This window comes from Microbacterium sp. HM-570, assembly GCF_054165885.1.
The window spans coordinates 2,293,788-2,316,395 of the sequence record NZ_CM135111.1; the positions used below are offsets into that span (position 1 = coordinate 2,293,788).

Sequence of the window (22,608 nt, forward strand, 5' to 3'; positions counted from 1 at the left end):
TAGGCCGCCTTTCTTTGGGACGTGCGTGGCGCGGCCGCCCATCGGCGGGTGACGGCGGCGGATTCGCGTGGGACACTGTGTTCATGGCTCCCACGACTTCGCGCCTTGACCGGATCAGTGTTGATCCGGAGGTTGTGCACGGCAAGCCGGTCATCCGCGGCACGCGAGTCACCGTACAGGTGATCCTTGAGCTTCTTGCGGCCGGAGAGACGATCGACGAGTTGCTCGGCGAGTACGACGAGCTGACCCGGGACGACGTGCTTGCGGCGCTCGAGTACGCAGCATCTGTTGCGGGCGGTACGAAAGTGCTCGCATTCGTCGCCTGAAAGACTCTCACCGATGAAGTTCCTGGTCGATGCGCAACTGCCGCGCAGCCTCGCCGTGCACCTGGTCGATCTCGGGCACGACGCGATTCACGTCAAAGAACTGCCCGCCGGCAGTCGAACAACCGATTCTGTGATCACATCCACCGCGGACGCGCGCGGGCGTGTCGTGGTGACGAAGGACGCCGATTTTCGTCACACGCACGAGACCGGTGGTCATCCAGAGCGGCTGCTGCTGCTCGTCGTCGGCAATACTCGCAACCGGGAACTGCTGGACCAATTCTCCGCCCATCACGCGCAGGTGGTCGTCGCGTTCGAAGACGCAGATTTCGTCGAACTTGGCCGCGAGAGCCTTATCCTCCATCCTCGGCGAAAGCGCTGACCCATCGCTAGTCACGGTTTGTTTTCCGGGCAAACCCGTGAGAAAGAACGTGTCGCATCAAGTACCGCCCGGCACATCGACGAAAGGTCGACACCCGGGTGGATACGGGTGAGGAAGGCCCTGCACGGCGGGGAAAGGTCACAGCGGGGAAAGGTCACAGGATGTGAGTTCAAATCCCACCGTCCCCTCTTCGCCAGGCTGGTTGTGAGTCAGTTCACGTTCAGCGAGGGGAAGAGGGATGTCGATCAGTGCGGGGTTCACGGCGGATGAGATCCGCGAGTTCGTGCTCGAGTATCAGGCTTTGCCGCAGGGCCGGAAGGGCCCGCCTCGGCTCCGAATTAGCCGGGACAGAGATCCACCATAGTAGTGGTTTATCGGTGGCATTACTGTGGACATTCCGGTGTTGCGGACGTAGGGTGGAACCTCGAGAGCGACTGAGGCGGGACCCATCATGACTGTCAAGGCAGGCGTAAAGAGCGTCGAGACAACCATTGTGCGCAATAGTGCGTACCGTCGCGCTATTCAACTGGATGCGCGAGAGATTACCCGCCGCTTGAATGCTGCGTTGGGCGGGACTCTCGTGTCGGCGCTGGCTGGTTCGAAGGATACTAAGGCGTCGCACAAGTGGGCCAAGGAGGGCGGTCCGTCCCCGCGCCCGGAGGCCGTGAAGCGGCTCGTGTTTGCCTACGAGCAGTGGCAGAAGGTCGTGGAAGTAGAAGGGGAGCATGTCGCGCGTGTGTGGTTCATCGGCGCGAACCCGTGGCTCGAGTACGACACCCCGGCGAACGCGATCCGCGAAGACCGGTTGAAGGATGTCGCGGTTGCAGCCCAGGCACTGGTAGACGACTCGTTCAGCGGCTGATCAATGGGGTCGACCCAACGAATCTGTCAGAAGACCGGGCTCGCGCTCGCAGCGAGCCCGGCCCAGGCTTTCCGCATCGCGCGTGAGTCCTATGGCCCGCTTGCGCCGCCTCTGCGGCACGCCGGCGAGGAGGACCCGTCGGCGTGAAGTCGGTATGACACTGTGGGTCGCACGATCTACGCCAGCGCCGACCGGCAGACGGCGTTCATGGAATTGCTTGCGCCCTATCGCACGATCGTGGATGAGAAGCGACGCGCGCTGCAACCCTTGGCCGATTTCATGGGACTGCCGCTCGACGAGCTTTGGTCCCAGATCGTCGGCGAATGGGAAGAGGCCGGCACGATGAAGGCGAGTTGGCTCCCTCGGGTCTTCCGGGAAGGTCGGGAGATCTATGGTCTGTCTTTCCCGCAAGGATGGTGGATCGACGTCACGGCGACCGAGACGATCTCTGCGCTGATCGACTATCTCGAGCCGCATGCGCTCACGGACGACTCGATGCTGACGATGTCGGATCTGACGGGGGACGACCGAGCGTTGACAACCGCCATCGCCGGGATCCTGCGAGATCGCGTGGAGCTCGACGATGGCACGTTGCCGTTGGGGATCCAGTTCTTCTCCAATCACGGACGCCCCGCCGATGGCACGGGGCTGTGCTGGGCGTACTGGTTGCGTAACGTCGACGCCGGCCTGGACGAACCGACGACCGTCCGCTCCACCGACGAGATCTCAGTGTCAGACCCCGCCTTCGACGCAGCCCTCAAGCTCTGCAAAATCAAGTCGAGGTAGCGGGGTAGAGCCGCCCTTGGATTCGATGCGACTATGTCGCTCGCGTAAGGTTGCTATCGCAAGGGGGGCAGGTCTCTTCGTTCGATTTCTACACTGGCCCGAGCGAGTTGTCCTCGCTCGGGCCAGTGGCATTCCTGGCACCCGTGCCCACGGGCCCCTCCCGGTTCAGCTCGGCGTGGATCTTCCTCGCCCCGTAGACGCCCAAGTTCGCCTTGTGCGCGGTGCGAGATATCCTCCACCAGCGCAGCGTCCCTGACCGCTCTCGCGGACGGTGGACGCGCCTTGGCGGCGTAGTACGTGCTCGGGGCGATCTGCAGCCCGCTCTCGCGGAGGACCGTGCAGATCGGCTCGACCCCGAACCGGTCGCGGTGCTCGTCGACATACTCGACGAGCACCGCTGCCGACACCTCGGTTACTTCAGCTTGCGGTCCAGCTCCGCCGCGGCGAAAAAAGCCGACGCTGTCTTCAGGATTTCGTTCGCCCGCCTCAGTTCCCGGTTCTCCCGCTCCAGCAGCGCGATCCGCTCCGAGTCCACCGTCGTGGTTCCCGGCGCCCCACCCGCATCGACCTCGGCCTGCCTGACCCATGGGCGCAACGCTTCCGGGTGGATACCGAGCTGGTCGGGGCGATCCGCTTGATCGCCCCGACCTTGCTCGCCGGGTCGCGGCGTGCGTCCAGCGCGAGCCGCGTCGCCCGATCCTTCAGTTCCTCACTGTACTTCCGTGGTGCTGCCATGACTCTCATCCTTCACAGGTTCGAGAGCCTCCATCAAACCCGGGGCGCTTCAATCCTCTCCCCCCTGTCGAGCAAGCAGGAGATCAGGGTCTCCGATCGCGCAACCATCTTCAACCTCATGTTCGGGCTCGGCGGCTACACGATTTCGACGGGCATCATCAGCGATGACCTCGACCCCGAGATCATCGCCGTGCCGCTCCACGTCGAAGAACGCATCGAGATCGGCTGGATCGGACATTCCGCGATACCCCTCACCGAGCAGGCACAGCGGTACCTCAATGAAGTGCGCGCCGTCGTCGCCGGCTTCGGGGTGGTGCTGCTCGGCTAGGGCTGAGCCGGATCGGTCACGAGCCCATGTCTTCGCGTGCTCAGGCCGCGCTCGAGGAGCAGCATGCGGCCTGAGCCAGCTGGATGCCTTCGAATCTATTTCGCGACAAGGGTGGTTTCGAAGTTGTACATGTCGGGTCGGTAGCAGTGGTGGCCGAACTCGATTGCTCGTCCGGAGTTGTCGAACGCGATGCGTTCCATGGTCAGCACCGGTCCGCCCCGGTCGATGTCGAGCAGTTCGCTCTCGTCTCCGTGTGCTCGTCGCGCGCCGATCTTCTGCTTGGCGATGCGGATCGTCACTCCGCGCGCGCGGAGGATCTGATAGAGCCCACGCTGCTCGAGCTGTTCGGTGGTCACGTCGCTGAATTCGGTCGGGAGGAAGTTCTCGAGCACGGCTACGGGCACGGCATCCGTGCTGCGGAGGCGGCGCACATAGACGACCTCGGCTCCGGCGGCGATGCCGAGGGCTGTGGCGACGCTATCCGACGCGGCAATGATCCCGTGATCCAGCACCCGCGTTCCGGGGTCGTGGTTTGCGCTTTGCAGATCTTCGTACAGGCTGGTCAGTTCGACCTGGCGAGTGACCTGCCCTTGGACGACCTGCGTGCCGATACCGCGTCGCCGCACGAGTAGGCCCTTGTCGACGAGGTCTTGGATGGCACGCCGCACGGTGGGTCGCGACAGGCCCAGTTTTTTGGCGATCGCGATCTCGTTCTCGAGGCGCGCGCCCGTGGGGATGGCGCCTGACGTGATCGCCGCTTCTAGTCGGCTCGAGACCTGGAAATAGAGGGGCATGGGTCCTGTGCGATCCAGGTCTTCGAAGAGCTCGTCAGGCCAGTAGGTCTCCTCGGTGGCCATGGAATCCTCTCGAGCGCTGATCGCGGCTGCTCATGTCCCGACAACCTTACCTAAGGCCCCCTTTGTTGTATCAACCGTTGCGCGCCGGGGTACATGTGCTATTGTTAGGACATAATCATCTGATGTGAAAGTGAGTTGTACAGCGGAGTATGACTGAGACGATTCTTTCCCCTGACGTCCTGGCGTTCGGCCGGCTCGGCGTGGACTTGTACCCGTTGCAAGACGGGGTCGGTCTTGAGCAGGTCGAGACGTTTGGCAAGTACCTCGGCGGCAGCGCCGCGAACGTATCGGTTGCCGCGGCCAGGCATGGTCGCCGTGTCCAGTTGGTGTCGCGAGTCGGCGATGACCCGTTCGGACGCTACCTTCTCGCCGAGCTCTCGCGCCTGGGCGTCGATCCCCGCGGCGTCGCGACAGATCCGTCGCTGAAGACCCCGATCACCTTTTGCGAGATCTTCCCTCCCGACGACTTCCCGCTCTACTTCTACCGCGAGCCCAAGGCGCCGGATCTCAATATCGATGCGGCTCAGCTCGACCTCGACTCCGTTCGCGGTGCGGGAGTCCTGTGGATGACCGTCACGGGCCTCAGCCAGGAGCCCAGCCGGGAAGCGCACCACGTCGCGCTCGATGCGCGCGCCCGCGCGACGCACACCGTGCTCGACCTCGACTATCGGCCGATGTTCTGGCAGACGCCTCAGGATGCGTCGGATCAGATCGCCCCCGTTCTCGCCCAGGTCACGGTCGCCGTCGGCAATCGCGAAGAGTGCGATGTCGCGGTCGGCGAGACCGACCCGCATCGCGCCGCGGATGCTCTTCTCGAGCGAGGCATCGAGCTCGCGATCGTCAAGCAGGGCCCGAAGGGTGTGTTGGCAAAGACCTGCGACGAGAGCGTCGAGGTGCCTCCGTACTTCGTCGACGTCGTGAACGGACTCGGCGCCGGTGACGCCTTCGGTGGGGCGCTCTGCCACGGCCTGCTCGAGGGGTGGGGGCTCGAGAGAATCCTTCGATTTGCGAACATCGCCGGTGCCATCGTCGCTTCCCGCCGCGAGTGCTCGACCGCGATGCCGTACACGGATGAGATCGAGAAGATCCTCGAAAGGGGCGTGTGACATGACGATCACCCCACCGACCACAATCGATCTGGCCGCCCTTCGCGACCTCCGCGCCGAGCGCCCCGAAGCGATCAATGAGGCGCTCCACAAGCGCAGGCGTCGCGAGGTGCTCCGTGGCGATGGGCGACTGCTCATCGTGGCGGCCGACCACCCGGCCCGCGGCGCGCTCGCGGTCGGCGCCGACCCGCACGCGATGGCGGACCGCAATCAGCTGCTCGAGCGCCTCGCTATCGCCCTGAGTCGGCCGGGAGTCGATGGGGTCCTCGGCACCCCCGACATCATCGACGATCTCGCGGCTCTCGGGCTGCTGGATGACAAGATCATCGTGGGTTCTATGAACCGCGGAGGCCTGCGCGGGGCGGCATTCGAGATGGACGACCGCTTCACCGGCTACGACGTGCCGTCCATGGTCGCCTCGGGTATCGACTTCGCCAAGACGCTTCTGCGCGTAAACCTGGCCGACCCGGCAACGGCGCCGACGCTCGATGCCACCGCACGCGCTGTGACCGAGGCCGCGGCTGCTCGGCTCCCGATCATGCTCGAGCCGTTCATCAGCCTGTGGTCCGACGGGCGCATCATCAACGACCTGTCGACGGATGCCGTCATTCAGTCGATTGCGATCGCGTCCGGCCTCGGCGCGAGCAGCGCCTACACCTGGATGAAGCTGCCCGTGGTCGAGGACATGGAGCGGGTCATGGCGGCAACGACCATGCCGACCCTCCTCCTCGGAGGGGACTCGGGTGTGGACCCCGACGAGACATTCGCCTCGTGGGAGGACGCTCTCTCTCTCCCCGGCGTCCGCGGGCTCACCGTGGGACGCACCCTCCTCTACCCGCCCGATGGTGACGTGGCGGCCGCGGTCGACACCGCCGCCGGCCTCGTCCACCTCGACCTCTGACCCGCACAGAAGGAACCGTCATGAGCACAACCGACACCACCCCCGCCACGACCGACGACGCCATCGACCTCCGCGTCATCTCTCACTGGATCGACGGCGCCGAGCGCCCCTCCACGAGTGGTCGGACCGCGCCCGTCTACAACCCGGCAACCGGGCGCCGGACGGCATCCGTCGCCCTCGCCGATGAGGCCGAGATCGCCGAGGCGCTGGCCTCTGCCGAGCGAGGGTACGCGCTCTGGAGCGGCTACTCGATCGCGAAGCGGCAGGCCGTGCTGTTCGCGTTCCGCGAGCTGCTCAACGCCCGCAAGCTCGAACTGGCCGAGATCATCACGAACGAGCACGGGAAGGTCGTCTCGGATGCGATGGGCGAGATCCTGCGCGGACAAGAGGTCGTCGAGCTCGCGACCGGCTTCCCGCACCTGATCAAGGGCGCCTTTACCGAGAACGCCTCCACCGGAATCGATGTCTACTCGCTCAAGCAGCCCCTCGGGGTCGTGGGCATCATCAGCCCCTTCAACTTCCCGGCCATGGTTCCGATGTGGTTCTTCCCCATCGCGATCGCGGCGGGCAACGCGGTCGTGCTCAAGCCCTCGGAGAAGGACCCGTCTGCGGCGCTCTGGCTCGCCCGGTTGTGGAAAGAGGCGGGTCTTCCCGACGGTGTCTTCACGGTTCTGCAGGGCGACAAGCTGGCCGTGGATGGGCTGCTGACAAGTCCCATCGTGCAGTCGATCTCGTTCGTCGGGTCGACCCCGATCGCGCAGTACATCTACGAAACCGCATCCCGCCACGGCAAGCGGGTGCAGGCGTTGGGCGGCGCGAAAAACCACATGCTGGTGCTGCCGGATGCCGACCTCGACCTGGTCGCCGACCAGGCGGTCAACGCCGGCTACGGCGCGGCGGGCGAGCGCTGCATGGCGATCTCGGTCGTGCTCGCGGTCGAGCCGGTTGCCGACGAGCTGATCGAGAAGATCACCGAGCGCATCGGACGTCTGCGCATCGGCGACGGGGCGGGCGGTGCCGATGGCGAGCCTGACATGGGTCCCCTCATCACCGATGTGCACCGCGAGAAGGTCTCGAGCTACGTCGATATTGCCGAGCAGGACGGCGCGAAGATCGTCGTGGATGGCCGAGGATTCTCCGTTGAGGGGCGCGAGGACGGCTTCTTCTTCGGGCCGACCCTGATCGATGACATTCCGACCAGCTCCCGGGCCTATCAGGAAGAGATCTTCGGCCCGGTGCTCTCGATCGTCCGCGTGCGGAGCTTCCAGGAGGGCCTCGACCTGATCAACTCGGGACAGTTCGGAAACGGGACGGCCATCTTCACCAACGACGGCGGCGCCGCGCGGCGGTTCCAGAACGAGGTGCACGTGGGGATGATCGGCATCAACGTGCCGATCCCCGTTCCGGTGGCGTACCACTCGTTCGGCGGCTGGAAGTCGTCGCTGTTCGGGGATGCAAAGGCCTATGGTGTGCACGGGTTCGACTTCTTCACCCGTGAGAAGGCGATCACGAGCCGGTGGCTCGACCCCGCGACGCGGCACCACTCCGAGCACAGCGGCATCAACCTCGGGTTCCCGCAGAACAACTGAACGCACCCGCGGCATCTGATCGCCGCCGATGACGAGAGCAGAGCATGAGCACCACCGACCAGCGCTGGTTCCACCGCCGAGGCGCGCTTGCGCGTGACGGCTGGGAGAGCGTCGTCGACGGTTCCACTCCGGGATGGCAGCACACGGGGCTGCGCGTTACGCATCTGACGCCGGGGGAGGAACTCACCTTGCCCGAAACGGGTGTGGAGCGGATCGTCGTCCCGTTATCGGGGTCGTTCACCGTGACGCACGCCGAGGCGGGCATAGCCACGACCACGGTGCTCGCGGGCAGGTCCTCGGTCTTCGACGGTCCCACAGACGTGCTGTATCTCTCTGCCGCCTCGACGGCGACGATCACCGGTGCGGGGCGCGTCGCCGTCGCGACGTCGCCCACCACCGATGTCCGGCCGAGTCGCCACATCACGGCGGCAGAGACTCCGCTCGAGTTGCGGGGGGCCGGTCGATCCAGCCGTCAGGTGCACAATTTCGGAACTCCGCAGGCCCTAGATGCGGCACGCCTCATCGTCTGCGAGGTCATCACCCCGGCCGAGAACTGGTCGTCCTACCCGCCGCACAAGCATGATGAGCATGTGCCCGGCCACGAGTCGCGGCTGGAAGAGATCTACTACTTCGAGGCCGCGACCATTGAAGGTTCGCAGGCCACGGATGCCGACGCCTTCGGCATGTTCAGCACGTACTCGTCGTCGGCGGGCGATATCGACATCAACGCGATGGTGCGAACCGGCGACATCGCGCTCGTGCCCTACGGGTATCACGGCCCCGCGGTGGCAGCTCCGGGCTACGACCTCTACTACCTGAACGTCATGGCGGGCCCTGACCCCGACCGTGCCTGGCTGATCAGCGATGATCCGGCCCACGCCTGGGTGCGCGACACCTGGACCGGGCAAGAGGTGGACCCCCGTCTGCCGTACACGAACGAGAAGTCCGACACGAACGAGAAGAAGGGCCACCACTGATGGCGGCGACGAAGCAGGCGACGAAACGGATGACGGTCAGCCAGGCGCTCATCGAGTTCTTGGCCCACCAGTGGACGGTGGATGGCGACATCCGGGAACGGACGATCCCCGGCGTGTTCGGCATCTTCGGTCACGGCAACGTCGCAGGGATCGGTCAGGCGCTTCGGCAGGCCAACGTCGATCAGCCCGATCTGATGCCGTACTACCAGGCCCGCAATGAGCAGGCGATGGTGCACCAATCCGTCGGCTACGCGCGGATGCATCGCCGTCGCGCGACCTTTGCGTCCGCGGCATCCGTCGGTCCCGGTGCGACCAATATGCTGACCGGTGCTGCCCTCGCCACGACCAACCGCCTGCCCGCCCTGCTGCTGCCGAGCGACACGTTCGCCACCCGGGTCGCCGACCCCGTGCTGCAGCAGCTCGAGCAGCCCTGGGACATCGGCCTGACGGTCAACGACGCGTTCCGCCCGCTGTCGAAGTTCTTCGATCGCGTGCAGCGCCCCGAGCAGCTCTACTCGATCGCCCTCGGCGCGATGCGGGTGCTGACAGACCCCGCAGAGACCGGCGCGGTCACGATCGCGCTCCCGGAAGACGTGCAGGCGGAGAGCCTCGACGTGCCGCTCGCCTTTTTGCAGGACCGCGAGTGGCACATCCGTCGTCCGCGGCCCGAGCGCGATGCCCTCGCGCGCGCGGTCGCGGCGATCCGCGGCGCGAAGCGACCGTTCATCGTCGCGGGGGGTGGCGTTCTTTACTCGACCGCGGAGGAACATCTGCGCGCGCTCGTCGAAGCGACCGGCATTCCCGTCGGTACGACGCAGGCCGGCGGCGGATCGCTGCAGTGGGACCACCCGCAGTACCTCGGGGCGGTCGGTGCGACGGGGACCACCGCGGCGAACCGGATCGCCGCCGAGGCCGACGTGGTGATCGGCATCGGCACGCGGTACAGCGACTTCACGACGGCTTCGCGGACCGCCTTCCAGAGCGCCGGCGTGCGGTTCGTCAACATCAACGTGGCCGCGTTCGACGCCTACAAGCACGGCACGCAGCTCCCGGTGATCGCGGATGCGCGCGAGGCGCTCGTGGAGCTTTCGGCCGAGCTCGAGGGGTTCGCAGTTGCGGCGGACTACCGCGCGAGGATCGCCCGAGAGAAGAGCGAGTGGGATGCCGCGGTCGATGCCGCTTTCGTCCCCTCCGGCCTTGCCCTTCCCGGTCAGACCGAGATCATCGGAACGGTACAGTCCGCGAGCGGCCCCGAGGATGTCATCGTGCAGGCCGCGGGATCGCTCCCCGGCGATCTGCATAAGCTCTGGCGCGTGCGGGATCCGCTCGGCTATCACGTCGAGTACGCGTACTCCTGCATGGGGTATGAGATCGCCGGTGGGCTCGGGGTCAAGCGAGGTGCGCTTGCTGACGGATCCGACCGTGACGTCATCGTCATGGTCGGCGACGGTTCGTACCTGATGCTGAGCTCGGAGCTGGCGACGGCGGTCGCCGAGGGCATCAAAATCATCGTCATCCTCATTCAGAACCACGGATACGCATCCATCGGTCATCTCTCCGAGACCGTGGGCTCCGAGCGCTTCGGCACGAAGTACCGGCTCTACGACGACGCGACCCGTAACTTCCAGGGCGAGCGGGTGCTGCCCGTCGATCTGGCGATGAACGCCCGCAGCTACGGGATCGATGTCGTCGAGATCGCGGCCACCGCCTCCGCGATCGCGGATCTTTCGGCGGCGGTCACGGCTGCCAAAGCCTCTGATCGCTCGACGCTCATTCACATCGAGAGCGACCCGCTGTTGTACTCGCCGAGTGGCGAAGGATGGTGGGACGTGCCCGTGCCCGAAGTGTCGACGCTCGATTCCACCCGGCGCGCGCGCGGCGAATACGAACAGCAGCGCACCGCTCAGCGGCCGCTCCTCGGTGAGGAGGCCGGCGTATGAAGGCCTCGATCGCCGGGGCCCCGGTGAGCTTCGGGGTGTTCGAGATGACCCCCGAGGGCGCCGAGACGATCGCGCCCGACGACATGCTCGAGGTCTTGGTCGAAGCGGGCTACGGAGGGGTCGACCTCGGCCCGTTGGGCTACTTCGGTCGCTCCACAGAACTTCGTCGCAGGCTCGAGAGCCACGGGCTCGAGCTCGCCGGCGGATGGGTGCAGCTTCCGTTCTCGGATGACGAGGCATTCGAGGCGTCGCTGCCCGACCTTCGCGACGCCATGAGGGTCTTCTCCGACGCTGCCGAGAACAGTCCGGCACGACTCCCGCTCCCAACGCTCGCGGACGACGGCTCGGTTGCCCGTCGTGCAGCCCCGGGGCGCGGCGCTGCCGTCGACCCTCTCGCCGACGCCGCGTGGGAACGACTCGTCGCGAACACCGAACGCGCAGCCGCGATGGTGCGGGCCGCCGGATTCGAGCCGACCTTCCACCACCACGCGGGCACCTTCGTCGAGTCGCCGGATGAGATCGACCGGTTTCTCGCGAACGTCGACGTCGACCTCACGCTCGACACCGGCCACCTCTTCATCGCGGGAGGCGATCCGCTCGAGGCGGTCCATCGCTGGGGTGACCGCATCAACCACCTGCACCTGAAAGACGTCGACCTCGGCGAACTGCAGCGCGTTCTCGCCGCAGGCGGAGGAATGCCGGAGGTCTGGGCATCCGGCTCGTTCGTCGCGTTCGGTCGCGGCGACATCGACCTCGCCGCCGTCATGGATGCGGTCGATGAGCGCGGCTTCGATGGCTGGGTCGTCGTGGAGCAAGACGTCCTCAACGGCCCGGACATCTCGATCAGCGACTTCCGCGCCGAACGGGGCGCCGACCAGCTCGTGAACCGCGAGGCCCTCCGGGCTTGGCTCTAAACCCCGACGATAACGACAGAACAAGGAACACAGATGTCCCAGTCACCCCTCCGCTTCGGCCTCATCGGCACCGGGCGCATCGGCCAGGTGCACGCCGCGAGCATCGCCGCCGATCCCGACGCCATCCTCACGTGGATTGCCGATCCGTTCGTCGACGGCGCGCACCGCGTCGCGGCCCTCTACGGAGGCACGGCGACGGACAACTCCGATGAGGTTTTCGCCTCGGGTGAGGTCGACGCGATCCTCGTCGCTTCTCCGACGGCCACGCACGTCGATCTGATCTCTCAGGCGGTGGATGCCGGAATCCCCGTGCTCTGCGAGAAGCCGATCGATCTCGACATCGCGCGGGTCGACGCTCTGCGTCCTAAGGTCGCCGCCGCGGGGGTCCCGGTGGCGCTCGGTTTCAACCGCCGCTTCGATCCGGCATTCGCGAGCGCGCGTGCCCGCGTGGCCGCGGGTGAGATCGGTGCGCTGGAGCAACTCACGATCATCAGCCGCGACCCGTCCGCCCCGCCCGCCGCTTATGTCGGTGTGTCGGGCGGTATCTTCCGCGACATGACGATCCACGATTTCGACATGGCTCGGTTCTTCCTGCCAGAGATCGTCGAAGTCTCGGCAGTCGGCACCAGGACCTTCGACCCGGGCGCCCGGGAGCATGGCGATTTCGACACCGCCGTCACAACCCTTCGGGCGGCGTCCGGCGCGATCATCACGATCGTCAATTCGCGCCACAGCGCCGTCGGCTACGACCAGCGCATCGAGGCGTTCGGTGGCATCGGAATGTTGCAGGTGGCGAACGCACCGTCGAGCCTGGTCAGCCTTTCCACGGCGACCGCGGTCGAGGCCAAGCCGCCCTACGAGGAGTTCTTCCTGGAGAGGTACTCGGTGGCCTATGCCGCCGAGCTTCGTGAGTTCATCAAGCTCGCCCGCGGTGAGGAATCCACCAGCCCGACATTCGAGGACGGCCGCGCCGCTCTGGTTCTCGCGGACGCGGCACAGCGATCGGCCACCGAGCGCGTCATCGTGCCGGTCGACCTCGGCTGAGACGAGAGAGCAACATGAGCGCATCGCATTACCGACTCGCGGCCTCCGCAGAGATGTTGTTTCGCGACCTTCCGTTCGTCGAGCGGGTGGAGCGACTTCATGAGCGTGGTTTCGAGGTGGAGATCTGGGATTGGAGCACGAAGGATCTGCCGGCGCTTGCCGCGACGGGGGCGACCTTCTCGTCAATGACCGGATATCTGCGGGGTGACTTGACCACGGAGGACGGCATCGCAGAGTTGCTCGCGACGGCCGAGGAATCTCTTCGGATGGCCGATGTGATCGATTCCCCACGGCTGAATCTGCACGGGACCGGGCTTGATTCGCAGGGCTTGCCGGTTCGGCCCCAGGAGGCGACGTCGGGTGCGGAGTGGCTCATCGCCGCCGATACCCTCAGCCAAATCGCCGAGCTCGGTGAGCGCGCGGGGCGGGTCTTCACCTTGGAGAATCTGAACACGGCGGTGGATCATCCGGGAACACCGTTCGCTCGCGCCGATGACACCCTCGCACTCGTCCAGGCTGTCGACTCTCCCGCACTGCGACTGAACCTCGACCTCTACCACGCGCAGATCGGCGAGGGAAATCTCATCGAACTCGTGGAGCGCGCGCTCGCCTGGATCGGCGAGATCCAGATCGCGGATGTGCCTGGACGCTGCGAACCCGGGACGGGGGAGATTCGCTACGAAGCGATCGCCGCAGCTCTGCGCCGCGTGGAGTACACGGGCGTCATCGGCCTCGAAGCGTGGGCAAGTGAGGACTCCGATGCCGCACTGGATGCATTCCAGGCGGCGTTCGAAGGCTAGAGCAACAGAGGGAGGGCACCCGGCGTGACCGGGCGCCCTCTCTCTGCGTTCAGGCGTCGTACGTTGTGCTGCCGGTCACGGTGGCGACGTCCACCCACGCGCCGGATACGGCACTGGTCGAGGCTGCCTCCACGATCTCCGCAGCGGACCACGCATCCGAAGCCGATGGCGCGAGCTGACGGTTCTCGATGACAGATCTCAGGAACAGCGCAGCCTCGATGGTCTTGAGGTCATCGAACCCCATGCTGGTGCCCGCGCCCGGTTGGAAGAGGGCGAAGTCGCCGTGACCCGGTCCGACCATGATCGTGCGGTAGCCGGATGTGTCCTGTGCGAACCGAAGCTCGTTGAGGCGCTGGAAGTCCCAGCGGAGTGAGCCCTTCGTGCCGTACACCTCGAGCCGATATTCGGCGCGTGGGCCGATTGCGACGCGACTCGACTCGAGGACGCCGACTGCCCCGCCCTCGAAGCGCGCGATGATGGCGGCGTAATCCTCGTTCTCTACCGCACCGGTCGGGCCATCGGTCGATCCCTTGCTGAAATGGCTTGCGGCGCCAGCCGAGGGGAGGGGCCGCGTTCGGATGAATGTCTCGGTCAGGCCGCTGACGGAGGCGATTCGCCCGACGACGTACTGCGCGAGATCGGCTCCGTGGGAGAGAAGATCTCCCAACACCCCGGTTCCCGCTCGCTCGCGGTTGAATCGCCATGTCAGGGCGCCTTCCGGGTCGGCAGAGTAGTCGGCCAGCAGGCTGACCCGCACGTTGGTGATCGTCCCCAGGGCGCCATCGCGCACCAGTTGCCGTGCATGGGCGATCGCGGGCGCGTGCCGATAGTTGAAGCCGACCGAGGTGACCAGGCCCGCATCGGTTGCGGCGCGAGCGATCTCCCCGGATTCGTGCGCTCCGCGGCCCATCGGCTTCTCGATCCAGAACGGCTTTCCTGCCGCGATCGCCGCGAGTGCGATCTCGTGGTGGAGGAAGTTCGGCGAGCAGATCGAGACGACGTCAACGTCGGGGTGCGCGAGAACCGCCCGGTAGTCGTCGGTGGTCTCGCGGTAGCCCAGGCTCGTGGATGCGTGGCTCCGACTGTCGGGGTCGGGATCGGCCGCGATGACCAGTTCGGTCTGCGCGGGGAGATCGGCGTAGTGCCGTGGCGCAGCAAGATAGGCCCGCGAGTGCAGCCGCCCCATCCATCCGACGGATACCAGTCCCACTCCGATGTGGTTTCTCGAGGTCATTGAGATCATCCCTTCTCTGCGGCCCACAGTACACCGCGATAGGCCCGTTGACAGAATGTATTGACAAAGTCCGGGACGGGTGCGACACTCGATCCCGACACAGTCGTCAGATGGACGCCATGATCGCTGAAGACAGCGTCCTCACCGAAAGGGAAATCACATGAAGAAGCGCCTCCTCGCCGGCTTCGGGCTTGCCGTGACCGCAGCGCTGCTGCTCACCGCATGCTCGGGAACGGGCCAAGAAGCAGCACCCGACTCCGATGGCGGCGGAGACACCGCCTCAAAGGGCTTGACCTACGCCGTCGTCACACACTCGTCGCCCGGCGACTCGTTCTGGGATCGCGTCAAGTCCGGCGCGGAACAGGCCGGATCTGACTACGGCGCCGACGTGACATACAACTCCGACCCGGACCCCGCCAAGCAGTCGCAGCTCATCGACAACGCGGTCGCACAGGGGGTCGATGGGATCGTCGTCTCCATGGCCAACCCGGACGGCGTCCAAGAGAGCGTCGAGAAGGCCGTCGCAGCAGGCATCCCCGTCGTCACCATCAACTCGGGCCTCGAGCGCTTCGCAGAGTTCGGCGCCATCACCCACATCGGGCAGAGCGAGTCGATCGCCGGTGCCGCCGTCGGCGAGCGCCTGAGCGACGAAGGCGCAACCAAAGCACTTTGCGTGATCCAAGAAGCCGGCAACGTCGGGCTCGAGGAGCGGTGCAAGGCCGCGACGGACGCGTTCAGTGGATCGATGGAGAACCTCCAGGTGGATGGCACGAACGACGCGGAGGTGAAGGCGACGATCAAGTCCAAACTGCAGGCCGACCCCTCGATCGATGCCGTCCTCACACTCGGTGGGCAGTACGCCATCGACGCCGTGGGCGCCGTGGAAGAGTCCGGTAGTGCTGCGCAGATTGCCACTTTCGACCTGTCGGAGGATGTCGTGGCCGCGGTCGAAGACGGGAAGATCCTCTTCGCCGTTGACCAGCAGCCCTACGTGCAGGGCTTCATGGGCATCACCGCCCTGTACCTGAAGAGCACGAACGGCAACGACATCGGCGGAGGACAGGCCATCTACTCCGGTCCCGCCTTCGTGACCGCCGAGAACGCAGCCGCCGTCGCTGAGTTCGCAGCCAACGGCACTCGATAAGGACCCGATCGGGACCGGGCGGATGACCGCCCGGTCCCGATCGCCAAGAAAGGAGCCGACGTGACTACGACGGACATCGTGACAATCGCCACACGCCCCCGGCTGGAGCGGCGACCATTCCGGCGCTTCATGGCCCGCCCCGAGATGGGCGCCCTGGTGGCAGCACTCGCAGTGATGATCTTCTTCTCGGTCTACACCGAGAGCTTCATGACGCTGCCCGGCGCGGGCGTCTGGCTGGAGTCCGCGTCGACGTTCGGCATCATGGCGGTCGCGGTCGCATTGCTCATGATCGGCGGCGAGTTCGACCTCTCCGCGGGTGTCATGACCGGCTTCACCGCTCTCATGGTCGGCGTACTGACGACCCAGTTCGGTCTGAACATTTGGCTGGCCGTGGTGATATCCCTCGTAGCCGCTCTTTCCATCGGCGCGCTGAACGGCTTCCTGGTCATGAAGACCGGGCTTCCGAGCTTCATCATCACGCTCGGTACCTTCTTCATCCTCGCGGGCATCGACCTCGCCGTGACGAAGCTCCTCACCGGGCAGGTCGCCATCCAGGGCATGACGAGCGTGCCCTTCTACGACACGATCCAGCCCCTCTTTGGCGCCTCGATTCAGATCGGCGGCGGCAACTTCTACATCTCGGTGCTGTGGTGGTTCCTCGTCGCCGCGATCGCAACGTGGATCCTCCTCCGCACCCGCGCGGGCAACTGGATCTTCGCCGTCGGCGGTGCGCTGAACTCTTCCCGTCAGATCGGGGTCCCGGTCATGAAGACCAAGGTCGGGCTGTTCATGACCACGGCGGGCGCCGCCTGGCTCGTCGGAATGATCTCGCTCTTTCGCACATCCACTGTTCAGGCGAACACCGGTGTCGGTCAGGAGTTCATCTACATTATCTGCGCTGTCGTCGGTGGGTGCCTGCTGACCGGAGGTTACGGATCCGCGATCGGTGCGGCCCTCGGTGCACTGATCTACGGCATGGTCTTCCAGGGCATCACCTTCGCTCAATGGGACACGAACTGGCTGCGCACGGTTCTCGGAGCGATGCTGCTACTCGCCGTCTTCTTGAATCACTGGGTGCGTTTGCGAGCGGGAGGAAGTAAATGAGTACCTCAATAGTCACCGGCACGCCGATCGTCGAAGTACGCGATATCGGCAAGAGCTACGGACCCATCAATGCGCTCTCGAACGTGTCGACGACCGTCGCCGCCGGGCAGGTGACCTGTGTGCTCGGTGACAACGGCGCCGGCAAGTCGACCTTCATCAAGATGCTCGCCGGTGCGCATGCTCCGAGCGAAGGCACGATGCTTCTGGATGGTGAGCCGGTGACGTTCTCGTCGCCGAGGGCCGCACTCGATGCCGGAATCGCGACGGTCTACCAGGACCTCGCCGTTGTTCCTCTGATGCCGGTGTGGCGCAACTTCTTCCTCGGGTCCGAGATCACCAAGGGCCGCGGCCCTTTCCGCCGCCTGGACGTTAAGCGGATGAAGCAGATCACCTTCACCGAACTCGCCAACATGGGCATCGACCTGCGAGATGTCGACCAGCCCATTGGCACGCTATCGGGTGGCGAGCGGCAGTGCGTCGCGATTGCCCGGGCCGTGTATTTCGGTGCCAGGGTGCTCATCCTGGATGAGCCCACAGCTGCTCTGGGCGTGAAGCAATCCGGCGTCGTCCTCAAGTACATCGCCCGATCGCGGGACAGGGGCCTCGGGGTCGTGTTCATCACGCACAACCCGCACCACGCCTATCCGGTCGGAGACCGATTCCTTCTGCTCAATCGCGGGACCAGCCTCGGGAACTTCGAGAAGAAGGACATCACACTCGACGAGTTGACCAGCATGATGGCGGGCGGTGCGGAGCTGGAATCTCTTGCTCATGAGCTCGAGCGCACTCTGGGAAGCGGATCGGATCTCGTCAAGGAGCTCGAAAAGGAAGCAGAAGAGCAACCAAGAGTGATGCGGGCTCCCGCGGCCGACATCGACGGTTCGCACTGAAGCGTGTCTCATACATCCGTGTGAGGCAGACGTGGAGGACATTGGCGGGCGCACTCCCACCGCGGTGTCGGGGCCGCGGCCGCTGCCGCAAGGAGGATCCTCATGACCGGCTGGCGCGTGCGTGACTATCACCCCGACGATGTCGATGGCATTCTTCGACTCTGGGAGCAGACTCTGGCTTCGAACGCAGAGCCGGTCTACGGGATCTCGGATGTCCTCGCGTCATGCGCGAAGGATCACGCCGTTGTCGCAGTGGTCGGCGACGACGTGGTTGGTGCCGCGATCGGTCGTGTGGCTCATGCTCAGGGGTGGGTCGTGTTCCTCGCCACCGCGGACGCGGTGCGCGGGACTGGCATAGGGTCCTCGCTCCTCGCCGCTCTGGAGTCTCGGATGGCTGCGGCGGGTATCTCGAAGATGTCCGCGTTGATGCCAGCAGCAGAGACGAGGGTCGGCGCGTTTCTGCGGCAGGGTTTCGCGCTGAAGCAGGATCTGCATTACTTCGAACGCCGCATCCCCGTTCAGCGTGAACAACTGAGACTGCTCGCCGAGCTGGGCGGTCGTGTGCTTCCCCGTGGGCTGTGGGACTCGGTCGGGGGGATGACAGCAGAAAAAGACTTGTTGGAACGACGCGTAGTGATGCCGCTCGCCCAATCACAGCTCGCAGATCGGTTCGGTGTTGTGCCACCGCGCTCGATCGTGCTTTTCGGGCCGCCGGGGACAGGCAAGACAACTTTCGCAAAAGCGATCGCATCGCGGCTCGAATGGACGTTCGTTGAGGTCTTTCCTTCACGGCTCGCGTCGCATCCTGCCGGCCTCGCTGGTGCTCTGCGGGAAACGTTCGCCACAATCTCGGAACTCGAACACACCGTGGTCTTCATCGACGAGGTCGAAGAGATCGCATCGCGTCGCCAGGGCGAGCCGCCATCACCCACCCAGGGCGTGACTAATGAACTACTGAAAATAATCCCGGCATTTCGAGAGCAGCCCGGACGGCTGTTGATCTGCGCCACCAACTTCATCCGCGCGCTCGACGCCGCATTCCTCCGTCATGGTCGCTTCGATTACGTCATCCCGATCGGCCTGCCCGACCACCAAGCGCGGAGCGCGATATGGGAAAGATACATCCCGGACGCAGCGGTCGGCGTGGATGCGGTTGCCTTGGTAGCGATGACTGAGGGCTTCTCGCCCGCTGACATCGAGTACGCGGCACGGAAGGCGTCGCAGGCGGCGCTGGAGAACGCGCTGAACTCGGGAGCAGATGATCCCGAGGGGCCATTCATGGACGATTACATATCCGCGATCGTTGGGACCAGAGCCACCGTCTCCGCTGAGATCGCGGCGCAGTTCCACGAAGATATCCAAGCCGTCGGCCGCGTCTGACTGCAACTTGCCATCGCACAGAACGGACAGTAATGAAGCTGGGACTCATCACCGACTCCATCGGAAGCAGACCCTTCGAGGAGGCCCTCGACCTCGCCGTGGAATTGCACCTCGACACGGTCGAGATCGCGACTGGGAACTGGGTCAGAGTCGCCTCACACAGACCTCCCGCTGATGGTCAGAAGCTCGGCGGCGCGGGCGTCCCTCATGGAGTCCGTCACGAGTCGCCGGTTGAGTCTTAGCGCGTTGAACGCCAATGGGAACCAGCTCCACCCTGTTGAGGGCGCCCAGCATGACAAGGTCGTCCGAGACGCCATCGATGTCGCAAGCGAGCTGGGGGTGCCGACCGTCGTTCTGATGTCGGGACTTCCCGGCGCTCGGGGCGAGAAGACGCCGAATTGGATCACGACCTCATGGCCGCCGGAAACGCGAGAAGTTCTCTCCTACCAGTGGGATGACGTCGCCATCCCCTACTGGGAGGGCCTCGCCAAGCACGCGAGAGCACGCGGGGCGAAGTTGGCGGTCCCCTACGTGTCAGGCATGGTCAGGAGGCCGTCGACGGTTCGGTCGCCTACTACGTCGTGCCCAACACCGGACATGGCGGGGCGCCGTCGGATGCGAGCGGCACACAGATCGCAGCCAACGTCGACCTCTACGACTCACTCACCGGATGGGTGAACGACGGCACTACGCCTGCGCAGTCACTGACAGCGACCGCGGTGAGGGCCGGCGCTACGGTTGCGTCGAAGCCGATCTGTCGGTACCCGAACTACCCGGCGTACAACGGGTCGGGAGACCTGCATGACGCGAGCAGCTACAGCTGCGCGGCGCCGGCAGACGCCGACGCGTCAGGCCAGCAGGTACAGGTTGAAGTTCCTCAAGCGGTACCGGGTGAGCTCGTCTGGGCGGTCGACGGCACGTCGACGCTGATCGACCTGGGTGTGGCGACCGAAGAAGGAGATCACTTCGCTGCTGCAGGGTCGCTGAACCCGATCCGCGTCACCGATACGCGCAACGGATGTCCCGAGTGGTCGATTTCAGCGAGCGTGAGCAGCTTCAACGCGGGCGGAAAATCGTTCGGCGGAGACTACCTCGGGTGGACGCCATTCGTGATCGACGATGCGGGTGATGCGCAAGCCGGGCCCGAGGTTCTCTCGCGATGGTTCGGTGGTGAGGGACTGACCACAGCGTCGGTCCTGGCCTACGAGTGCATCGCCGACAACGAGTACGACGAGTACGCCATCTGGCAGACCGTGGGTGGATAGCGCACTAGTCGGTCCGTTACCGGGCGCGGACGGAGTTTGGTGTGAACTCGAGTGGTCGGATCGGACAATACCTAGTGTGACCACCCGGTGGGCTCAGCGGAGTTCGAGGAGGTCGTTTCCGGAGTCGATGAGTTCGACGACCCTATCGATCAGCGGTTCGAACCAGTCCAGAAGGGCCTGGCGCCGGGTATTTCCGACTCGCACCCAGACGACGGCTGGTGGGCTGCCGCTGAGCAGGAGCATGTCACGGAAGTCTTCGTCTTTGGTGACGAGGACGGCGCCGTGTTCGAGGGCGTAGTTCCAGAGCGTGAGGTCGGCAGCGTCGCAGGGCCCGACATCTGTCACATGCTCGGCGATGTGGCCATGCTCGGCCAGCATCCGCGCCAGCGCTGGCGGGAGTTGCGCATCGATCAGGAAGCGCACGGACTACGAGGCGGTGAGGATCGCGTGGTTGGACTGCGCCGCCGCGTATTCGAGGGATGCCTTTACGTCCTCGGCAGTCAGATAGGGGTAGTCCTCAAGAATTTCCGTCGTCGTCGCTCCGGAGGCAAGGAGCGACAGCACATCCGCGACGCGTACGCGCGTGCCTCGAATCGCGGGGCGCCCGTGCACCACGTCGGGGTCGACGACGATTCGATCTAGGCGAGACATGTCCTCAGGTTAGCGCTGCCTCCAGACAGTGAGAACCCTTGCTGATGATCGCACTCACACAGACCCCCAGCTCGGCACCTGACTGGTGTCCTTCGACGCCAAGGGACGGCGTTCTGCGGCGACCGCGGTCGAGAATCTCATCGCATACGCGATATCGCGGTTGCGCGACGCCGATGTCGGTTGAAGCGGTCAAGAGGGACGATCGCAGTCAGCGAGGCGACACGGCAACCATCGGCGCCCTAACCGCCCCTTTGGCGTGTCTTGTTTGCTGGGCGTCGATCGAATATGAGCAGCCATGTCCGTCCAAAGGTCCTGGGCAACGAGGAGCACGTGGCGCGGTAATGGTTCGATCTCGCGTGTGCGCGCTGCCGGCACGAGCGCGTCGACGAACTCGTCCATGATGTTCGCCCGCTCCGCGAGGCTGATTTCAGCGGGCATCGGCGGTTCGGAATCGATGGCGGTGCGCAGGTCCCAGAGGTGCTTCCCAGCCTCGTTGGTCATGCGCCGCTGCCTGAACGAAACGACCGGCTCCGCGCTCCAGAGCGTCCAGCACTCGCGGGCCGGATCGGTCTTCTCGAGCGTTTCCACCAGAGCGGCACTGGTCTCCTGAAACCATTCGACCCGTTCGCGCTCAGCCGGGCGCGTGTACTTGCTGCGGTCCGCGGGCGTGCCGACGCGCACGGCGTCCGTCGCCCACGCCTGGATGTTGCCGAGGTGGTCGATCATCGCGCCTGCCGTCGGCCAGCTCTCGTTACGCACGGACGCATGCGCATCCACCCGGGTCGCTAGATCAGCGAATGCACAACTCGCGGCGCTCAGGCCCGTCAACGACGTCATCCGCTCATCCTGACGAATCCCACATCTCTCGTCCACCGCCACGGTCACGTATCCGGCTCGGATTAGCGCGTGCAACCGGCCGGGTGTGCGCTTGAAAGGTCGACACCCGCGGAATGACAGCGAAGTACCCGCTACGGGCACCGCCGAAAGGCATTCCTGTATGGGCTCAAATCCCACTATCCCCTCTTCGCCATTTTGGGCCCCGTTTCAGTTGATCTCGATCAGCCGGGACGGGGCTCGTTCCATTTGATTCTCGTTCAATTGTTGCTACGATGTTGCCGCTGATCTGGGGTTCTTAACCGTCGGTCACGACCACGTCGGGGTCGACGCGGTCGGAGCCACCCACTCGGTACCTCGTGACTGGTCCGCCGCCGCGTGATTCTGCGGGTTTGTCGGCAACCGGATGGCAACAGCCGCCGGACTCGCGAACTCGCGGACTTTGAAGTGGGGGCGTTTCATCGAACGAACTTCCGGTGGGGTCGGACCCCGCAGGTGAATTGGTATGTCGTGATCAGGTCGGCCCGTTCCGATCAGATTGACCTGTACCGGTCGGGTCGGT

Annotated in this window: 23 protein-coding genes, 1 pseudogene and 1 other annotated feature; of the genes and pseudogenes, 18 read left to right on the plus strand and 6 right to left on the minus strand. The window is 65.2% G+C overall.

Going from position 1 to position 22,608, the window contains the following annotated elements:
- Positions 1 to 83: 83 nt before the first annotated feature.
- From ACT9TC_RS10910 to ACT9TC_RS10925, 4 genes are all read left to right on the plus strand, one after another.
- Positions 84 to 326, plus strand: a complete 243-nt coding sequence (locus ACT9TC_RS10910) for a DUF433 domain-containing protein (RefSeq protein WP_458040527.1) — start codon at positions 84 to 86, stop codon at positions 324 to 326.
- Positions 327 to 339: 13 nt separating this feature from the next.
- Positions 340 to 705 (plus strand): DUF5615 family PIN-like protein, encoded by a 366-nt coding sequence (locus ACT9TC_RS10915; protein ID WP_458040528.1) that lies wholly within the window; start codon positions 340 to 342, stop codon positions 703 to 705.
- 451 nt (positions 706 to 1,156) lie between these two features.
- Complete coding sequence (locus ACT9TC_RS10920) at positions 1,157 to 1,567, plus strand: hypothetical protein (RefSeq protein ID WP_458040529.1); 411 nt, start codon at positions 1,157 to 1,159, stop codon at positions 1,565 to 1,567.
- A 162-nt stretch (positions 1,568 to 1,729) separates the two neighbouring features.
- Positions 1,730 to 2,353, plus strand: a complete 624-nt coding sequence (locus tag ACT9TC_RS10925) for a hypothetical protein (protein WP_458040530.1) — start codon at positions 1,730 to 1,732, stop codon at positions 2,351 to 2,353.
- A 302-nt stretch (positions 2,354 to 2,655) separates the two neighbouring features.
- Positions 2,656 to 2,808, minus strand: a sequence feature (AL1L pseudoknot).
- On the opposite strand, the gene ACT9TC_RS10930 is transcribed toward ACT9TC_RS10925, so the two are convergent.
- Positions 2,766 to 2,963, minus strand: a complete 198-nt coding sequence (locus tag ACT9TC_RS10930) for a transposase (protein WP_458042916.1) — start codon at positions 2,961 to 2,963, stop codon at positions 2,766 to 2,768. Its footprint overlaps the feature before it by 43 nt.
- 177 nt (positions 2,964 to 3,140) lie before the next feature.
- Between ACT9TC_RS10930 and ACT9TC_RS10935 the strand changes: the two are divergent.
- A pseudogene (locus ACT9TC_RS10935) lies at positions 3,141 to 3,416 on the plus strand (LysR family transcriptional regulator); the annotation flags it as partial.
- Between the two features lie 95 nt (positions 3,417 to 3,511).
- Here the strand turns inward: ACT9TC_RS10935 and ACT9TC_RS10940 are convergent.
- On the minus strand, positions 3,512 to 4,273 hold the full coding sequence (locus ACT9TC_RS10940; RefSeq protein WP_458040531.1) for a GntR family transcriptional regulator: 762 nt from the start codon (positions 4,271 to 4,273) through the stop codon (positions 3,512 to 3,514).
- 149 nt (positions 4,274 to 4,422) lie between these two features.
- On the opposite strand from ACT9TC_RS10940, the gene iolC reads away from it, so the two are divergent.
- From iolC to ACT9TC_RS10980, 8 genes are read left to right on the plus strand one after another with little or no spacing between them, the layout of a single operon-like run.
- On the plus strand, positions 4,423 to 5,379 hold the full coding sequence (gene iolC, locus ACT9TC_RS10945; protein WP_458040532.1) for a 5-dehydro-2-deoxygluconokinase: 957 nt from the start codon (positions 4,423 to 4,425) through the stop codon (positions 5,377 to 5,379).
- 1 nt (position 5,380) lies between these two features.
- On the plus strand, positions 5,381 to 6,280 hold the full coding sequence (locus tag ACT9TC_RS10950; RefSeq protein ID WP_458040533.1) for a class I fructose-bisphosphate aldolase: 900 nt from the start codon (positions 5,381 to 5,383) through the stop codon (positions 6,278 to 6,280).
- A gap of 20 nt (positions 6,281 to 6,300) precedes the next feature.
- Positions 6,301 to 7,869: a CoA-acylating methylmalonate-semialdehyde dehydrogenase gene (locus ACT9TC_RS10955; RefSeq protein ID WP_458040534.1), complete on the plus strand. Its 1,569-nt coding sequence runs from the start codon at positions 6,301 to 6,303 to the stop codon at positions 7,867 to 7,869.
- A gap of 44 nt (positions 7,870 to 7,913) precedes the next feature.
- A complete protein-coding gene (iolB, locus tag ACT9TC_RS10960; protein WP_458040535.1) occupies positions 7,914 to 8,846 on the plus strand; it encodes a 5-deoxy-glucuronate isomerase in 933 nt (310 codons plus the stop codon).
- On the plus strand, positions 8,846 to 10,786 hold the full coding sequence (iolD, locus tag ACT9TC_RS10965; protein ID WP_458040536.1) for a 3D-(3,5/4)-trihydroxycyclohexane-1,2-dione acylhydrolase (decyclizing): 1,941 nt from the start codon (positions 8,846 to 8,848) through the stop codon (positions 10,784 to 10,786). Before iolB ends, iolD begins: the two co-directional genes overlap by 1 nt.
- The gene (locus tag ACT9TC_RS10970; RefSeq protein WP_458040537.1) at positions 10,783 to 11,700 is read left to right on the plus strand and encodes a sugar phosphate isomerase/epimerase family protein; all 918 of its coding nucleotides are present in this window, start codon (positions 10,783 to 10,785) and stop codon (positions 11,698 to 11,700) included. The genes iolD and ACT9TC_RS10970 overlap by 4 nt, the downstream gene beginning before the upstream one ends.
- A 33-nt stretch (positions 11,701 to 11,733) precedes the next feature.
- Complete coding sequence (gene iolG / locus ACT9TC_RS10975; protein WP_458040538.1) at positions 11,734 to 12,744, plus strand: inositol 2-dehydrogenase; 1,011 nt, start codon at positions 11,734 to 11,736, stop codon at positions 12,742 to 12,744.
- 14 nt (positions 12,745 to 12,758) lie between these two features.
- On the plus strand, positions 12,759 to 13,544 hold the full coding sequence (locus ACT9TC_RS10980) for a TIM barrel protein (RefSeq protein WP_458040539.1): 786 nt from the start codon (positions 12,759 to 12,761) through the stop codon (positions 13,542 to 13,544).
- A 49-nt stretch (positions 13,545 to 13,593) separates the two neighbouring features.
- On the opposite strand, the gene ACT9TC_RS10985 is transcribed toward ACT9TC_RS10980, so the two are convergent.
- Positions 13,594 to 14,778 (minus strand): Gfo/Idh/MocA family protein, encoded by a 1,185-nt coding sequence (locus ACT9TC_RS10985; RefSeq protein WP_458040540.1) that lies wholly within the window; start codon positions 14,776 to 14,778, stop codon positions 13,594 to 13,596.
- Between the two features lie 160 nt (positions 14,779 to 14,938).
- Here ACT9TC_RS10985 and ACT9TC_RS10990 point away from each other — a divergent pair, with 160 nt between their 5' ends.
- From ACT9TC_RS10990 to ACT9TC_RS11010, 5 genes are all read left to right on the plus strand, one after another.
- Entirely contained in the window at positions 14,939 to 15,922 is a 984-nt protein-coding gene (locus ACT9TC_RS10990; RefSeq protein ID WP_458040541.1) for a sugar ABC transporter substrate-binding protein, read from the plus strand.
- A 60-nt stretch (positions 15,923 to 15,982) separates the two neighbouring features.
- On the plus strand, positions 15,983 to 17,026 hold the full coding sequence (locus tag ACT9TC_RS10995) for an ABC transporter permease (RefSeq protein WP_458040542.1): 1,044 nt from the start codon (positions 15,983 to 15,985) through the stop codon (positions 17,024 to 17,026).
- Positions 17,023 to 17,916 carry an ATP-binding cassette domain-containing protein gene (locus ACT9TC_RS11000; protein WP_458040543.1) on the plus strand — a complete coding sequence of 298 codons (894 nt, stop codon included), beginning with the start codon at positions 17,023 to 17,025 and terminating at the stop codon, positions 17,914 to 17,916. Before ACT9TC_RS10995 ends, ACT9TC_RS11000 begins: the two co-directional genes overlap by 4 nt.
- Positions 17,917 to 18,018: 102 nt before the next feature.
- Positions 18,019 to 19,296: an ATP-binding protein gene (locus tag ACT9TC_RS11005; RefSeq protein ID WP_458040544.1), complete on the plus strand. Its 1,278-nt coding sequence runs from the start codon at positions 18,019 to 18,021 to the stop codon at positions 19,294 to 19,296.
- Positions 19,297 to 19,769: 473 nt separating this feature from the next.
- A complete protein-coding gene (locus ACT9TC_RS11010; protein WP_458042917.1) occupies positions 19,770 to 20,561 on the plus strand; it encodes a tannase/feruloyl esterase family alpha/beta hydrolase in 792 nt (263 codons plus the stop codon).
- Positions 20,562 to 20,654: 93 nt separating this feature from the next.
- Here ACT9TC_RS11010 and ACT9TC_RS11015 read toward each other — a convergent pair whose 3' ends face one another.
- The 3 genes from ACT9TC_RS11015 to ACT9TC_RS11025 form a co-directional block, all read right to left on the minus strand.
- Positions 20,655 to 20,984 (minus strand): DUF5615 family PIN-like protein, encoded by a 330-nt coding sequence (locus ACT9TC_RS11015; protein WP_458040545.1) that lies wholly within the window; start codon positions 20,982 to 20,984, stop codon positions 20,655 to 20,657.
- Positions 20,985 to 20,987: 3 nt separating this feature from the next.
- A complete protein-coding gene (locus tag ACT9TC_RS11020; protein ID WP_458040546.1) occupies positions 20,988 to 21,212 on the minus strand; it encodes a DUF433 domain-containing protein in 225 nt (74 codons plus the stop codon).
- Positions 21,213 to 21,401: 189 nt separating this feature from the next.
- Positions 21,402 to 22,091, minus strand: a complete 690-nt coding sequence (locus tag ACT9TC_RS11025; RefSeq protein WP_458040547.1) for a hypothetical protein — start codon at positions 22,089 to 22,091, stop codon at positions 21,402 to 21,404.
- Positions 22,092 to 22,608: the final 517 nt, after the last annotated feature.